Source organism: Dyadobacter luteus, assembly GCF_003383615.1.
GTDB lineage: Bacteria > Bacteroidota > Bacteroidia > Cytophagales > Spirosomataceae > Dyadobacter > Dyadobacter luteus.
In genome coordinates this window covers 1-15,898 of the sequence record NZ_QNUL01000032.1, presented here as the reverse complement: position 1 = coordinate 15,898, position 15,898 = coordinate 1, and the positions used below count along the sequence as shown (strand labels likewise).

Below are 15,898 nucleotides of genomic sequence, written 5' to 3'. Positions count from 1 at the left end.
CCCCAAAAAGATGAAGAATTACATCACTCACGACGAATGGAATATAGTGGAAAATGGTTTCCACGAAGCAAATAACGAGATTACCGAAAGCCTGATGAGCCTTGGAAACGGGCGCATGGGGCAGCGTGGTAATTTTGAAGAGACCTACACTGGAAAAACGCTCCAGGGAAATTATGTTGCGGGAGTGTACTTCCCTGACAAAACAAGAGTTGGCTGGTGGAAAAATGGGTATCCCAATTATTTCGCCAAAGTACTTAACGCCTGCAACTGGATTGGTATTGACGTGAAGATAGGAGAGGAGATACTGGATATAAATACTTGTCTGGTGGAGGATTTTCGGCGTGTGCTAAACATGAAGGAGGGCGTGCTGGAGCGCACTGCAACTGTGGTATTGCAAAGCGGGAAAAAAGTCAGGATCCATTCCAAACGCTTTTGTAGCATGGCGGACGATCAGGCTGGTGCGATCCGGTATAGCGTAACACCCCTCAATTTTTCAGATCATATCACCATAACGCCATATCTGGACGGAAACATACGCAACAGGGATTCTAATTACGATGAGACTTTCTGGAACGAAATACACCGTGAAACCAGCTTTTCGGAAGGGTATCTGGTTATGGAAACCAAAGAAAATCCTTATGGTGTGGAGCTCTTTCAGGTTGCGACGGGAATGGCATTTGATATTAAGATCAACGATCTGAAAACGGATTATCAGTCTCTGCCGGTACGCCAGGAAAAATATGTAGCCGGAACAGTTACGATTGATGTTCCGGAAGGAAAGGAGCTGGTCGTTTACAAGTATGGTGTGAATCTGTCTTCAGCTAATTATTCAGCAGAAACTATACTCGAGTCGGCAAAGGAATATCTTGGAAGAATTTATCAGAAGGGATTTGATCAACTTCTTGAAGATCATATACAGGCATGGGCAGAAAAATGGGAGCGGAATGATATCACGATTACTGGTGATGTGGCAGCGCAGCAGGGAATTCGCTTTAATATATTCCATTTGGGGCAAACCTATACGGGCGAGGATGAAAGACTGAACATCGGTCCTAAAGGCTTTACGGGAGAGAAGTACGGAGGAAGTACCTATTGGGATACCGAAGCATATTGCATTCCTTTTTATCTCGCTACGGCTGATCAGAAAGTTGCAAGAAATTTGCTTGTGTACCGATACAAACATCTGGAAAAGGCCATCGAGAATGCGGAAAAGCTTGGCTTTACCGACGGTGCTGCATTGTACCCGATGGTAACCATGAATGGAGAGGAGTGCCATAATGAATGGGAAATTACTTTCGAAGAAATTCACCGTAACGGAGCGATTGCTTATGCAATCTGGGATTATGTTCGGTACACGGGAGATGAAAGTTATCTGGAGCAATATGGCCTGGAAGTGTTGATTGGAATTTCCAGGTTCTGGAAGCAACGTGTGAACTGGTCGGCTGACAAATCGAAGTACGTGATGCTGGGGGTGACCGGACCGAACGAATACGAAAACAATGTTAACAACAACTGGTATACCAATTACGTCGCCAGATGGACGTTGCAGTATACACTTGACGTAATCGGAAAACTCTGGACTACCAATTCCAGCAGACTCAATGAGATTATCCTTGCCACGAATTTCAACCTGAATGGCGAAATGGCGGATTGGAAACACATTATTGAACATATGTATTTACCGTACGACGAAGAAAAGAGAGTCTATTTGCAGCAGCAAGGTTTCCTTGATAAGGAATTACTCACTGTAAACGACATTACAAAACACCGTCCGATAAATCAGAAATGGTCATGGGATCGTATTTTAAGGTCATGTTTTATTAAGCAGGCTGATGTTCTGCAGGGGCTGTATTTCTTTGAAGACGATTTTACGCCAGATGATATTCGAAGGAATTTTGAGTTTTATGAGCCAATGACCGTTCATGAATCGTCATTGTCTCCTTGCGTTCATTCGATCCTGGCTGCTCAGCTGGGAATGAAAGAAAAGGCCTACGAGATGTATGTAAGAACGGCTCGCCTGGATCTTGACGATTACAACAACGATACAGAAGATGGTCTTCACATCACTTCCATGGCTGGTACCTGGATGAGCGTGGTCAAAGGTTTTGCAGGGCAGCGTGTAAAAGATGGTTTTCTGCATCTGAACCCCTATTTGCCATCGGAATGGAATTCTTACAGTTTTCGTATAGGCTTTCAGCAGGCATTACTTCATGTTGAAGTAAATCAGGATGCTGTAGTGATTCAGAATATCTCTGATCATGATTTGACTCTGTATGTACTTGGAGAGCGCATGTATTTGGGTAGCAATGCTATGATCCAAAAAGACAACTGAATTTAATTATTTATCCTGTTAACTAAACCCTCAGTATTCATGTTCAAGTCCCTGGTTACTTTTATCTTCCTCCTTCTGATCGTAGGAAGCCTCGCGGCGCAATCGCCCAACACCCTTTCTGCCAAAGAAAAACAGGAAGGATGGAAGTTACTTTTTACAGGAAAGGACTTGAAAGGTTGGCATGCCTATGGCGGAAAGGAAACAGGATCTGCCTGGAAAATAGAACAGGGTGCCTTGAAACTTGATGTGCCCGAACGTGCTGGCAATAAGGCTAAAAATGGTGGAGATATTGTAACAGACGAAGAGATTTCCGGGGACTTTGAATTCAAGGCCGACTGGAGGGTGAGCAAATATGCCAATAGCGGGATTTTCTTTTTTGTGAACGAGTCTGCTCAAAATCCGAAAATGCATAGTACTGGCCTGGAACTGCAAGTGATTGACAATACGATTTATGAAGGTGCGAAGGAAAATACGCATCGCGCCGGTGATTTCTTCGGGATTGCGAATGCACGTTTGAGAGAGATTAATCCGGTAGAGGAATGGAATCAGGTTCATTTCGTGGTAAAGAAAAATAAATTGACCGTTACACTGAATGGCTTCATTGTACAGGAGCATGATCTGGCAGGAGCAGACTGGAAAAAAAGAGTGGCAGAAAGTGGGCTGGCAAAAGCGCCAATCGGGAAGGGAATTTACAAGGGGCGTATCGGTTTACAGGACTGGGGAAGCACTGTTTGGTTCAGGAATATTAAACTTAGAAAAATTTGACCTTAAAAAGGTTATATTTTGAATTTATATGTAACAACGGTTTCTGGCTCCACTAAATAACTGAAAATAGGTTTTTAAACTGATTTAAAGTAAGTTAGTGTTTCAGGAGCCGAATTGGATATGGTAATTCACAGTTACAAATTTCGTTCTTTAATACTATTGCTGCTGTTTTCTGCCTTTTTTTGTCAGAAAGCAGCAGCTCAGGATTTTGGGGAATGTCAGAAGCTGCTGAAAGAATTGCTACCTGTATTCAATCAGTCTTTTGAAGATAATAATCCTCAATTACTGAAGGCTGAGGACTATCAGCGTACACTCCACAAACTTCAGGCTGCTTATCTGAAATTTAACAAAGAAGCTTATTCTGTTGAAGATTCGGTTCAGAGAATGAACAACGAGGCCGTAATATTGGCGCTATCCGGAAACTACTCCAAGGCGTTGCATATTATGGAAAGTCTTAGTCTGTCTGAGGCGGAACCTCAGTTGCAATACAATCGGGGGCTGTTCAATTTATTATCCAGACGTTATCCTGCTGCCAGAAACGATTTTTCTACATCCTCTCTTAGCGGTGCAAGACTTAACATGCTGGTTGCCTATGCGAAACAAAAGCAGTACGTCGAGGCCAGTGACTTCGGTAATTCTTCGTCAGGCAAACACCCGGGAGGGAAGTGGAATTATAACCTTGGCATGATCCATAAATTCAATGGTAATCTGGCAGAAGGTGTAGACGAGATGACGTCGGCCATCAGACAAAAAGATGAAGTGATGGCCTATCGCTTGCAACGTGGTGACATGCTCATGAAGAACGGCAACGAGAAGAAAGCAGTAAAAGATTTTGAAAAAGTTGCCCGTAAACATTCCAAAGCGCAGATTCGTTATGCAAACGCCTTGTTATCAATCAATCAGTTTGCAGAAGCAAGAGCAGTTTTTGAAAAATATCTGGAAACCAGCGAAAGAACCTTTCGCGGAGAGGCATATCTGGGCATGGCACATGCCAATTATGGACTGAATAATATCGGTGAAGCCTTACGCTATTACAGATTGGCGTCTACCATGAAGCGTGAAACACCCGCACTGTTGTCCGGAATAGGAAATGTCCATTTGTCCCGGCATGAGTATCAGTTTGCCTTTAATCAGTTTGATCGTGTTTTGAAAAAAGATACGAGCTATCTGCCTGCTTACCTGGGCAGGGCTGTTGCTTATTATGGAATGGGGAAATATGACATGGCTTTGAAAGATTTCAAAAAAGCTGAAAAAGCCATGGATGAAAATAATAAGTTTCATGCAGATTTGTTCGTGACTCGTGGCTTCGCATCCTATTACCTCAATAAAGGCAATGATGCACAGCAGGATTTTGCACGAGCAATTCGTCTGGATGGGACACGCTATGAAGCACTGGCCGGAATGAGTAGTATCATGATCGATCAGAAAAAGTATTCCGATGCCGGGCAGTTTCTCGCAAAGGCACTGCAGTATGAACAGACGTACGACAAGATGTGGAGCAACTATGGAAATCTGCTGTTGCATTTTGACATGTTTAAAAAAGGATATCAGGTTTTTAAAAAAGCTGTAGCTCTTAATCCGGAGAATGTAAATGCACAAAATGGCTGGGGGGTGGTTCTTCTTGAGAACGACCAGTTGGACAATTCGATGGCACTTTTTGACAGTCTGATTAAAGAGCGTCCTGAATTACCTTTTCTGCATAATAATCATGGAATTATTCAGGCGTATATCGGAAACAGGCATGAGCAGAAACATGAGGTGAATGAAGCAAACGGCAGGTACGAAGGTGCGTTTGCGGATTTCAAAAAGGCTATGGAAGTTGCGCCCGCCAGAAAATTCTATAATGTCAATCAGGGAAATGTTTATCGATATTGGCAGCAATATGATGAGGCTAAACTCAGCTATCAGACCTATCAGGATAAAAGTTCGCTGAACAATACCGCCATTATGTTTGCAGGGCGCGAGATGTTAAGGGACGCAAAATATTACCTCGGTGTTGCCATCCAAATTGACTCACTCCATAGGGTGTTTCAATACAACATGACGATTCTGGTGAAAGGAAAGCAGAAGGAAATGATGAAACTGGTCGCTTCCAATGATAACAGCCCATTCTCTGATATAGCCATTAAATACAGTCGGGATGGATTTGTGACCATTTATCTGTATGATTATGAGTATGATAAGCTAAGTTTTCCGGGCAGGCATTTCATGCCCTTACCCGCAGCAGAATACAACGAAGACTATTTCATTCCGGAGTATGATTTCAAATTTGTTCCTTACAGCAAAAAGAAAAACAAATCAGCGAAGGTTAAGACGGCGAGGTATAAAAGTCAGAAAGTGAGGATGCCGGGAAGGAAGGGGCGTTCAGGTACGAAATGTCCGATTTTCTGAGGGACGAAGCAAGATTGGGAATGAATTTCCATGATGTGAGTTATATTTTTCTCACATGTTGCTAATTTTCCACTAGAGTACTTATTTGTGTAAGCTTGCCAGTATGTTTTGAACTTCCATGAAACTGATTGGTTTGTCAAGAAAATAGTCAGCTCCCCTTTTGAATGCCTCTTCCCGGAGGTTAGTCATGGCACTCATCATGACAATCTTAGTGCCAATGCCTTGTGTATCTCTTTCTTTAATTCCTTCGATTTCATTAATACCTCTTCCGTCAGGCAGATTGTTATCAATAAAAATCCAATCAGGATTGAGTTCGCGAATGCATAACAACCCTTCTGATAGTGTGGTAAATAGTTTGATGGTAGATGGTGTAATCGAGCTTAGTTGCTTCTCCAGGAAGTTGCGCATGAGTATCCCTAAATCTTTCTCATCTTCGATAATTACAATTGTCATGGTACTGGCTAAAAAAATACTAAAATCTTTTTGAGGGATTATTATCGACCGCAAAATTTGGAACACTAACAAAGCATCTGTTTTAAAACAATCTTGCCACCAGCACAACGGACTGCCTCGTCTGACTAGTGGTTTTGCGGTTGAATAAAAAGGTGATATACATGACAAGAGCGAACCGTTTGTTGAAATAATGTTCAGCAAGGGGCATTTATGATACAATACGTGTACAAAAATCAAAACATGTGAAATTCTTGAATGTTACAATCTGTTGATTCTTAAAGTGTTGATATGTGATCGCAGTGTGGAACAGGTTTTTAACGAACGATAGCTGACTTCTTATTTTTTAACAAACATTAGGATTATGGCTAGTAACAAAGCTTTTTGGGGAATTGTAACTGCGGCAGCAGTTGGTGCGGTAATAGGCTTACTTTTCGCTCCGGATGAAGGAAACAAAACAAGAAAAAAAATTAAAAAGAAAACCAACAGTCTGGCCGGAGAGCTTCTTGATGCTTTGGAAAAGAGTAAGGAAAAGGCCGTGAAAGTAGCAGACGAAGCGAAAGAAAATGGTACTCAATATAAAGATGAAGCAATAGATGCTGCTGATGAATATATTGATGATGCAAAAAAAGAAATCAACAAATACAACTAGGCGAGAAATACAACTAGGCGAGCCAGCCAGATGATATCATTCTGAAGTCATGAAAAAGAAACCTGTTAGCATGGATTTTGTTACCGGGCCATTTAACAGTGCCGGTAAGTATGTGAAAGAACTGATGGCATCTGGTCCTGACGGCATTGCCGGTAAGGGATTAGAACTTGGAGTGGGGGCAATACTGGCTAAAACTGCGTTAAAAAGGTTGCCCCCGCCTCTTAATATTGTTGCTCCTGTAATAGTTGAAAAAGTAATTATGAAACACGGAGTAGATGCAGGACGCGATGCTCTGATTGCCGGACTTAAATGGATAAAAAGAGTGACGGATGAAAAAGAGCTTGTTAAGCCGGAAGTGTAGCGGTATTTAACCAAAACTTCTGGATGTTAAGAACTGCTTCTCTCAACCCCTCATAACTGGAGGGTTTTATGATATAACAGTTAGCTCCGAGTTCATAAGCAGAGTTGATGTCATCGGGAGCATTGGATGTACTGAAAATAATAATAGGAATCGCATTCCACGACTTATTGCTCCGTACTGCTTTCAAAACTTCTCTGCCGTCTCTTCTGGGCATATTCAGATCGAGCAGAATGAGAGGGCTGCTCCCCTGGACGTTACTGCCCAGATAATCTATTAGCTGTTCTCCATCCTCCAGGAAAATAATCTGATTAGGAATTTCATTGTCTTCAAATGCAGCCTGGACAAGAAAACGATCGTCTGCATCATCGTCTGCCATCAGGATTTGCCGGGTGCTCATAGTTTTCTGATTTAGGAAAGTGAGGAATCTGCGGGTAGGTAGACCGTAAAGCAAGCTCCTTCTCCTTCCGCACTCTCCGCAAAAATATAACCATTATGGTTGGAAACAACGCGCTTACAAATGGCGAGGCCGATTCCGGTGCCTTCAAAATGGTTTCTGTCGTGGAGACGCTGAAAAATGACGAATATTTTTTTAGAAAATTCTTCTTTGAATCCGATGCCGTTATCAATTACCCGAATTTTATGAAAGTGTAGTTCCTGATAGGCGGGTTTAATTTCGGGAATAATTTCTCCTGTGACGAGTTCATGATGTATGCTGATGACCGGTTTTCGGTCAGGTTTCTGATACTTGATCGCATTGGAAAGAAGATTCTGAAAAAGTTGGGTGATCTGGCCAGGATGCATCTCCAGATCTGGCAATGTATCGCAGTGAATTGTTACATTTCGCTCCCGTATGATTTCAGAGAGGTTGCTCCGGGCTTCACCGAGAGGAACGGACAGGTTAAGGCGTATGGCTTCCGAACCTGAATTAACAGTTCTTGAGAAAGACAGCAAATCATGGATCAAACTTTGCAACCGGCGGGAGGAGCTATCAATTTTACCTAGCATCATGTTGACTTCGTCGGGAAGCTCAGCGCCGAATTTAATTCGGATACGATCTGCAAAGGAGCGTATCTTTCTCAGCGGCTCCTGCATATCATGCGATGCCACATAGGCGAATTGCTCCAATTCGCTGTTAGACCTGGCAAGAGCTTCGATTTTATTTTCCAGCTCAATTCTGTATAATTTATTCCGGCCCAACTCCCGGTCGAGTAACAGGAATGCAGAAGAAAGAAATATAACAGCAACCAGCATGATTAGCCAATTGTAACGTAAAATCTGCTTGCTGTAATTCTCTTTGCTTTGTAAGCGGTTTTGTAATAACATATTTTCAGTATCCGTCATATCCGACAGAAGCTTACGGATATACGTAGCTTCAACTCCAAGCTGTTTGTAGGTAATATAAAATGAATCGGACTGATTGGATACTTCTCCCGCGTTGAGAAGAACCATGGACTGTTCCCTGAAAACGTCTACACTCTTGTGTAGTATGTGAATTCTCTGTTTTTGCACTGTATTGTCAGACACCAAAGTATCAAGATTGCTGGTGATTCTGGTAAATTCAGAAAGCGCGGCAAGGGATTTGTTTATATATGTCGTGTCTCTGAGAAATAAAAAACTATTGGTGAGGAAAGTAATTTCATAGAGACCTGATGAGGTTTCTTTTACTGCTGAAATAACCCTCTGTGTGTGATTTACTTTTTCAGAGAAATAGATGAGTTGTTTGTTGATCTTATGATAACTGTATGACAATCCAACTATTAACAGTAAGGATATACCAAGCAGGGATCTGATAAACCAGGAAAGCTTTTGTTCTGTGATAGATCTTAACAGGCGCATTAAAGGTCAGATTCAGTGGTTTTTCGTTTGATCAGCAGAGCTATGATATCCTGAATTTTTATACTCAGAGTGTGGAAATATGTACGCAATGTCAGACAAAAAAGTCGTTTGCTATAATATTGATAAAATAAAGAGTAGTAAATTTAAATGATATAACGGCGTTCTGTTTAACGGTTAGCTTAAGCAGAAGGTGACAGTTACCTTTAAAGATACATGCTTTCAGATTCGATAGGATCTGATCGAGAGAATTTAAATTTTACCCTTGACTGCAATATGCAAAGACAAACGCAGACGCAACGACAGACACTGAAATATTCACCATTGCAGATTCAAATGCTTAATTTATTGCATTTGACTACTATGGAGCTGGAGCAAAGAATAAAAGAGGAGTTGGAAGAGAACCCTGTTCTGGAAGAAGGCAAAGAGGAAAGCACCGCAGAGGAAACGACTGATGAGTTTTCGGATTCGGATGATGTAGGTGGTGGTGATGATGATTCGGGTGGAGTTCAGGATTATTATGACTGGGATGAGTTCCGGGATGATGACATTCCTGACTATAAAACCTATGCAAATAACCAGTCTCCCGATAACGAATTGTACACCCGACCTATGGTTGAGTCAATTGGTTTTCGTGATGATCTGAAACAACAAGTTCACTTTTTACGACTGGACGAACGTCAGCAACTCATAGCAGATTTTGTACTTGATTCCCTTGATGAAGATGGCTTTTTGAGACGTGAAAGTGATGTAATCGCAGATGATATCTCTTTCGCCAATAGCATGTTTATAGACGGCGAAGAGGTAGCGCAAATCCTGAGAATTATTCAACAACTTGATCCTCCGGGTATTGCAGCACGTGATCTGAAAGAATGCCTGCAGATACAACTCGGAAGACTTGACAATCAGGATAGCACCTGGAAAATTGCCTGCCGGATCGTTACTGACACGTTTGATGAGCTTGGTTCCCGTAACTATGATAAGATCATGCGGGTGTTGGGAATAGACGAGGAGTCTCTGAAAAAAGCCATTCAGCTCATTACTACCCTTAATCCTAAACCTGCTTCCGGACTTCGTAACGATGCGCTTGTAAATGAGAGCATCAAGCCTGACTTTATGCTGAGGTATACAGAGGATGGTGAGATTGAAGTTCAGCTTACGTGGGGGAATAGTCCGGCGCTTAAACTGAATAAGCTGTTTACTCAAATGGCGGAGCAAAAGAACGATAAGGCGACCAATCAGTTTCTAAAGAATAAAATGAACTCGGCTAAATGGTTTATAGATGCCATTAAGCAGAGAGAAAATACAATGTTGAACACTTTGAGAGCCATCGTGAAACTTCAGTATGACTATTTCCAGACAGGGGATATCAAGAAACTGAGACCTATGATTCTCAAAGATGTAGCTGAAATCATTTTCATGGATATTTCCACGGTTTCAAGGGTTACTACCAACAAGTATGTACAAACTCCGTTCGGTATTGTATTGCTGAAGGATTTGTTTACTGAAGGGGTAACCAATGAAGACGGTACTGAGGTTTCCAACCGCGAAATCCAGGAGGCAATCCGTGAAATTACCGAAGCTGAAGATAAAAGACATCCATATAACGATCAGCAAATCACTGATTTATTGTCGGAGAAAGGTTACTCGGTGGCCCGCCGTACTGTGGCCAAATACCGCGAGCAATTGAATATTCCGACAGCAAGATTAAGAGTAACCATATAATTATAATCAAAGCCCTTACACCTGGCATGAAAAAAATTGTTGTTGTTGACGATGAGGCGGATATTTGCTTCCTTTTGAAGAGGTTTTTGTCTAAAAATGATTTTATAGTTGAAACGGCCCAAAATGGTAAGGATGGTCTGGCTTTGATAGAGTCGGTTTCTCCGGATCTGGTCATGACGGATTTCAGACTGGGAGATATAACCGGAACCGACCTGCTTACGGCTATCAAGTCCAAACGACCTCATGTTCCTGTTCTGATCATTACGGGGTATTCTGATATAAAAGTAGCGGTGAATGTAATGAAGCTGGGTGCTTACGATTATATTACAAAGCCACTTTTCCCGGATGAGATTCTGGTAACAGTAAAGAAAGCGATCGCTGATGCTGAAAATGCGAAGAATGAACAGCAGGAATATGTGGTTGTAGAATCTGCCCCGGATGCGCCTGCAGGTAATACTAAGCCTGCACGCAGAGGATATTCCAAATCCAAGTCAGGATACGTATTGGGTAACAGTGAAGTTTCTGACAACCTTTTCAAACAGGTGGATCTTGTCGCACCAACCAATTTCAGTGTGATTATTTATGGTGAAAGCGGATCGGGGAAAGAAGCAATTGCACAGGAAATTCATAATCGTTCGAAACGGAAAGACATGCCATTTGTAGCAATGGACTGCGGAGCTATATCCAAAGAATTGGCGGGTAGTGAGCTTTTCGGGCACGAAAAGGGATCATTTACAGGAGCACTACAAACCAAAATTGGTCACTTTGAAATGGCCAATGGCGGAACTTTGTTTCTGGACGAAGTATCCAATCTTTCTTATGAGATTCAGGTTGCATTGCTAAGAGTGGTGCAGGAAAGAAAAATGCGGAGGATCGGCGGATCGAAAGAGATTGATCTGGATGTAAGAATCATCGTAGCAAGTAACGAACGGCTTCTTGATGCTGCGAAAAATGGGAAGTTCCGTGAAGATCTTTATTACCGTTTCAATGAATTTACCATTGAAGTTCCCGCACTGCGCAATAGAAAAGACGATCTGATGCTCTTTGCCAATACATTCCTTCAGTCTACCAACATTGAGCTGAGTAAAAATGTACAAGGGTTTTCTGACGAAGTAGTGGACGATTTTCTTAACTACTCCTGGCCAGGAAACCTTCGCGAGCTTAAAAATGTGATCAAGCGTTCAACACTTTTGTCGGACGGGGACTTGATCGAAGAGAAGGCATTGCCATTTGAAATCGTCAATTACCGCAAGTTGAAAGATATGGGCGATGAGCCCACAGTATCTTCCTCTTCTTCCTTCGTGGTTCCGGCTGGAGTAGCAGCGGATGTGGAAACCGACGATAGCAAGCCAAGCCTTAAAACGGTGGCAAACGAAGCTGAATATGACATGATCATGCAGGTGCTGAGAGACGTGAATTTTAATAAGAGCAAAGCGGCTCGTTTACTGAATATCGATAGAAAAACGCTTTATAATAAAATGAAGCAGTTTGATATTTAAGGAGATTACGGCGTTTCTGTGAATTGAGAAATAGTAAGGTGGGTTCCGCTTTATTATTAGTGAGATATCTATTATAATGGTTTTGGAAAATCAGAAAACATCTTTTGCCTGGGATCAGCTTTTTGCTGATTCCTCCACAGGCTACATGGTTTTCGGCAGGCCTGAGTCGACAGGTCCGTCTGAGAAAGATCATGTGTGTGTGTTTTCTAACCAGGCCTCTGAACGCTTTATCGGCCTTTCGCCGGCGATGGGTTCACTACATTCTGCAGTTTTTTCGCAAGGATCGCATCAGGTCGGATTTAAGGAAGACAGGATTTTCTTTACTGATTCGGGTAAATACTGTTCCGTTTCCGGGTCGGTTCTTGCAGAAGGGTTTGTTTTATATACCATCGAAGAAAAGTCGGCTCCAAAGGAAAGTTTTTTGCCTGAATATGGTACCCGACTTTGGAGAGACGCGGAGGATACAATGCAATTTGGCGGGTGGATCTGGGATCCGTCCAGCTCGCTTATAGAGTGGAGCCATGGCATGTACCATTTGATGGGCTACGACGAGAATGAGCTGGAGGGGCAGAGTCTCGACATGAATTTTTGGAGCAGGCATATACATCCTGACGACAGGGAATTGTTTCAAAACCAGATCAGCTCAATTCCCACATTTGTAGATAATTACATACTTGAATTTCGCGTAATCAATGCACACGGTAAAGAAATAAGTCTTTATCTGAAAGGAATTAACGTTCCCGGCAAGCAATCAGGAAGTATTATTGCCATCGGTACTGTTTTCGATGTTTCCGTCCTGAAGAATATTCAGGGAAAACTGGAGACAAAGGTGGATGCACTGAATAAATCTAACTCGGATCTGGAACAATTCGCCTACGTAGCATCGCACGACTTGCAGGAACCACTGCGTAAAATCGCCTCTTTTGGAGAAAGAATGGTTCTCAGGGCAAGTTCTCAAATGGATGATGAACAGCATTTGTATCTGGACAGAATACTGAACGCAACCCGTCGGATGCAGGGAATGGTGACGGATTTATTGGAATTTTCGAAAATTGCTAACGTTACCCGCGAGTACATCCCGACGGATCTGAATATGGTTTTGCGTAATGCGCTGGGTGATCTGGATTTACTTATTCAGGGAAAACAAGCACAGGTTCAATATGCTGAGCTGCCCGTTATTGAGGCTATTCCCAGCCAAATCTCTCAGCTTTTTGTTAACCTGATTTCCAATTCGTTAAAATTCGTGAAACAGGGAATTATTCCCCGTATCACAATCAGCGGAACCATCTATACTGATCCTTCACCCGGAAGAAGAGAAATGCTCAGATTAACTTTTGAGGATAATGGAATTGGTTTTGAAAAGGAAAGTGCCGAACGGATTTTTACACTATTTCAAAGACTTAGAGGACGTTCAGAATATGAAGGAGCCGGAATTGGTCTCTCCATTTGTAAAAAAGTAGCGGAGGTTCACCATGGATCCATACAAGCCTCCGGAGTACCCGATGGAGGTGCAAGTTTTGAAGTTACGTTGCCACTGCGGCAGAATTAATAGCTTATGGAAAGGATTACTCCTTCAATTATAGAAATGAATAGCAAGCTGATTACGGTTTTATTGGTAGATGATGATGAGGACGATTATTTCCTGACCAGAGCCTATTTTCAGGATCTTGTTAACTGGAAGTTCAATATTACTTGGTGTTCAACTTACAAAAATGCGTTAGAACACATCAGATCAAACAAATATGATTTGTATTTGTTTGATTATTTGCTGGGTGAAAATACGGGCATAGACCTCATTGAGGAAGCTTGTGGGATGGAATGTGAGGAGCCGATGATTTTGCTTACCGGCAAGGGAGATACCAAAATTGCCGTAGAAGCATTAAGACTTGGAGCTGCCGATTATCTCATCAAAAGTGAACTGGATTCGGAAAAGCTGGAACGCAGCATTCGTTACGCATTGGAACGAACATCCGTTCTGAAAGCACTGAAACACAGCGAGCGTCGCTATAGAAGGGTCTTTGAAGAGTCCAAAGATTTTCTCTTCATCAGCGATCTGGAAGGAAATATACTGGATTTTAATACTTCTGCCTGTGAGCTAACAGGTTATACAATGAAGGAACTTCGCGGTTTCAATATACTAGATCTGATTGAAGAGCCGGATTTTCGAAAACAATGGGATACCATTGAACAACAGACCATTCACGATTTTGAGGTGCGGCTGATGGCCAGGGACAACGAAAAAAGATATTGTCTCTTCTCTGCCTCTGTAGAAGTGGATGATGGGAATCTATATGTGCAAGGGAGGATATATGATATGACTGCACGAAAGCAGTCAGAACGAGAGCGGTTGTTTTCAGAGAAAATGGCTGTGACAGGAAGGCTTGTCCGCATGCTTGCACATGAAGTACGTAATCCGCTTACGAATGTGAATCTTTCTGCAGAGCAACTGGAAATGGAATTGGTAGATGAAGATCAGAAATTTTATACCCAGATTATCAAACGTAATTGTACGAGGATCAATGACCTGATTACACAATTACTCCAACCTTCAAGTTCTGCCGAAATAGAGCTGGTTGAAAGCTCTGTCAATAAGGTGCTTGATGATGCCATTACCACCGCTTATGACCGGGTTCAGCTGAAAAGGATTCAGGTGGTAAGTCAGTATAATGATGCAGATTTTGTATTGCCTCTCAATGCAGTTTCGCTCCAGATGGCGTTTCTCAACCTGATTACGAATGCAATTGAGGCGATGGAAGAAGATAAGGGTGTATTGCAGATCAGTTCAAGAAGTGTAGGGGATACTTTTCAGGTGCTGTTTGCCGATAACGGATCAGGTATCAGCGAAGAGAATATTGACAAAATCTTCGAACCTTATTTCACTGGCAAAAATAACGGAATGGGTATTGGTCTGGCTACGACCATGAGTATTATTCACGCCCACCATGGCCGCATTGACGTCAAATCTGAAATAGGTGTAGGTACTACTTTTACGATTAGCTTTTCGGGGAAGTAGCTTTGGGAAATTGAGTGACTATTTTTCTCTTTTGAGTCAAGGTGAGATTAAAAATTAGCGATTTGTAACCTCACCTTGGCTTTGTTTACTTTCTGGATAATAGCAGATCGTTTCTCATTGAATCTGCCGCGTCAGATTGTAGAAACGATTCCTTGTTTCTTTCAAAGTCATCCTCTATTATCTTTTTTTGTTTCTCTGAAATATCTGGAAATTGGCTCAATTGCAGAATCCTATTCCTGAAAAAACTATTCATATATTGGTCTCTAAAATTTTGAGGTAAATTAATAGAGCCACCCATAGGATTTATCTTTAAACTACCTAAGCCAGTCGCATTTCCTCCTTGAACTGTGGCCCAAAATATAAACTTGTTAAATTTAGCGTAGACAGATACAAACGAAGGTGGCGAGTTTGTGACAATTGTTGCATCAATAATTCTAGTTAGATAATAATCTACATCATCTGAGGCTATATCATGCGATAATGCCCTGTCTGTTAGGAAAATATACACTTTATTAAACTTTGGGACTTTTCTTTCACATCGTAAAAATAATTTCCAGTCAGTAGCCACTTCCTTTAATTTTTCTAGGTATGGCTCATCTTGAATACTTGGATGATCTAATTGGCCAATCAAAACTCTCCATAATAAAGAAATAGCAAAGTAGTATAAATTTTCATCATACTTAATTTGTGTTCTTTTCTCGTTTAAATAGGGATAAAAAATATTGTTCGCAAACCAAGTTTCTCGTCTAGAAAAATCCTGTTCAGCTTGGCTAGATAATAAATACTGTTTGAAACCATCCGTATGCGTCCGACGAACCCATATTGTGTAGCTGATCTTTTCGGTGGGAAGGTTAACTATTTTGATTATGGAACTTGC

Annotated in this window: 13 protein-coding genes; 9 read left to right on the top strand and 4 right to left on the bottom strand. The window is 41.8% G+C overall.

The features are described 5' to 3' along the window. Positions 1-10 precede the first annotated feature (10 nt). The 3 genes from DSL64_RS25170 (at position 11) to DSL64_RS25160 (ending at position 5,488) form a co-directional block, all read left to right on the top strand. Complete coding sequence (locus DSL64_RS25170; RefSeq protein WP_115833724.1) at positions 11-2,332, top strand: glycoside hydrolase family 65 protein; 2,322 nt, start codon at positions 11-13, stop codon at positions 2,330-2,332. 39 nt (positions 2,333-2,371) lie between these two features. Next, positions 2,372-3,097 (top strand): 3-keto-disaccharide hydrolase, encoded by a 726-nt coding sequence (locus DSL64_RS25165; protein ID WP_115833723.1) that lies wholly within the window; start codon positions 2,372-2,374, stop codon positions 3,095-3,097. Positions 3,098-3,217: 120 nt separating this feature from the next. Continuing rightward, positions 3,218-5,488: a tetratricopeptide repeat protein gene (locus DSL64_RS25160; protein ID WP_115833722.1), complete on the top strand. Its 2,271-nt coding sequence runs from the start codon at positions 3,218-3,220 to the stop codon at positions 5,486-5,488. A gap of 81 nt (positions 5,489-5,569) precedes the next feature. Here DSL64_RS25160 and DSL64_RS25155 read toward each other — a convergent pair whose 3' ends face one another. Continuing rightward, a complete protein-coding gene (locus tag DSL64_RS25155) occupies positions 5,570-5,941 on the bottom strand; it encodes a response regulator (protein WP_115833721.1) in 372 nt (123 codons plus the stop codon). Between the two features lie 361 nt (positions 5,942-6,302). On the opposite strand from DSL64_RS25155, the gene DSL64_RS25150 reads away from it, so the two are divergent. Both DSL64_RS25150 and DSL64_RS25145 read left to right on the top strand, forming a co-directional pair. Further along, positions 6,303-6,590 (top strand): YtxH domain-containing protein, encoded by a 288-nt coding sequence (locus DSL64_RS25150; RefSeq protein ID WP_115833720.1) that lies wholly within the window; start codon positions 6,303-6,305, stop codon positions 6,588-6,590. A 49-nt stretch (positions 6,591-6,639) separates the two neighbouring features. After that, complete coding sequence (locus DSL64_RS25145) at positions 6,640-6,951, top strand: hypothetical protein (protein WP_115833719.1); 312 nt, start codon at positions 6,640-6,642, stop codon at positions 6,949-6,951. On the opposite strand, the gene DSL64_RS25140 is transcribed toward DSL64_RS25145, so the two are convergent. Both DSL64_RS25140 and DSL64_RS25135 read right to left on the bottom strand, forming a co-directional pair. After that, positions 6,935-7,348, bottom strand: a complete 414-nt coding sequence (locus DSL64_RS25140) for a response regulator (RefSeq protein WP_115833718.1) — start codon at positions 7,346-7,348, stop codon at positions 6,935-6,937. The genes DSL64_RS25145 and DSL64_RS25140 overlap by 17 nt on opposite strands. A gap of 11 nt (positions 7,349-7,359) precedes the next feature. Beyond that, positions 7,360-8,787, bottom strand: coding sequence for an ATP-binding protein (locus DSL64_RS25135; protein ID WP_115833717.1), 1,428 nt, complete (start codon positions 8,785-8,787; stop codon positions 7,360-7,362). Between the two features lie 273 nt (positions 8,788-9,060). Here DSL64_RS25135 and rpoN point away from each other — a divergent pair, with 273 nt between their 5' ends. From rpoN to DSL64_RS25115, 4 genes are all read left to right on the top strand, one after another. Further along, positions 9,061-10,509, top strand: coding sequence for an RNA polymerase factor sigma-54 (gene rpoN, locus DSL64_RS25130; protein ID WP_115833716.1), 1,449 nt, complete (start codon positions 9,061-9,063; stop codon positions 10,507-10,509). Between the two features lie 26 nt (positions 10,510-10,535). Then, positions 10,536-12,008, top strand: coding sequence for a sigma-54-dependent transcriptional regulator (locus DSL64_RS25125; RefSeq protein ID WP_115833715.1), 1,473 nt, complete (start codon positions 10,536-10,538; stop codon positions 12,006-12,008). Positions 12,009-12,090: 82 nt separating this feature from the next. After that, positions 12,091-13,557 (top strand): sensor histidine kinase, encoded by a 1,467-nt coding sequence (locus DSL64_RS25120; protein ID WP_158547979.1) that lies wholly within the window; start codon positions 12,091-12,093, stop codon positions 13,555-13,557. Positions 13,558-13,563: 6 nt separating this feature from the next. Further along, positions 13,564-15,021, top strand: coding sequence for a hybrid sensor histidine kinase/response regulator (locus tag DSL64_RS25115; protein WP_229217225.1), 1,458 nt, complete (start codon positions 13,564-13,566; stop codon positions 15,019-15,021). Between the two features lie 85 nt (positions 15,022-15,106). Here the strand turns inward: DSL64_RS25115 and DSL64_RS29045 are convergent. Then, the coding region (locus DSL64_RS29045; protein WP_199539499.1) for a hypothetical protein at positions 15,107-15,898 on the bottom strand (792 nt) is incomplete at its 5' end.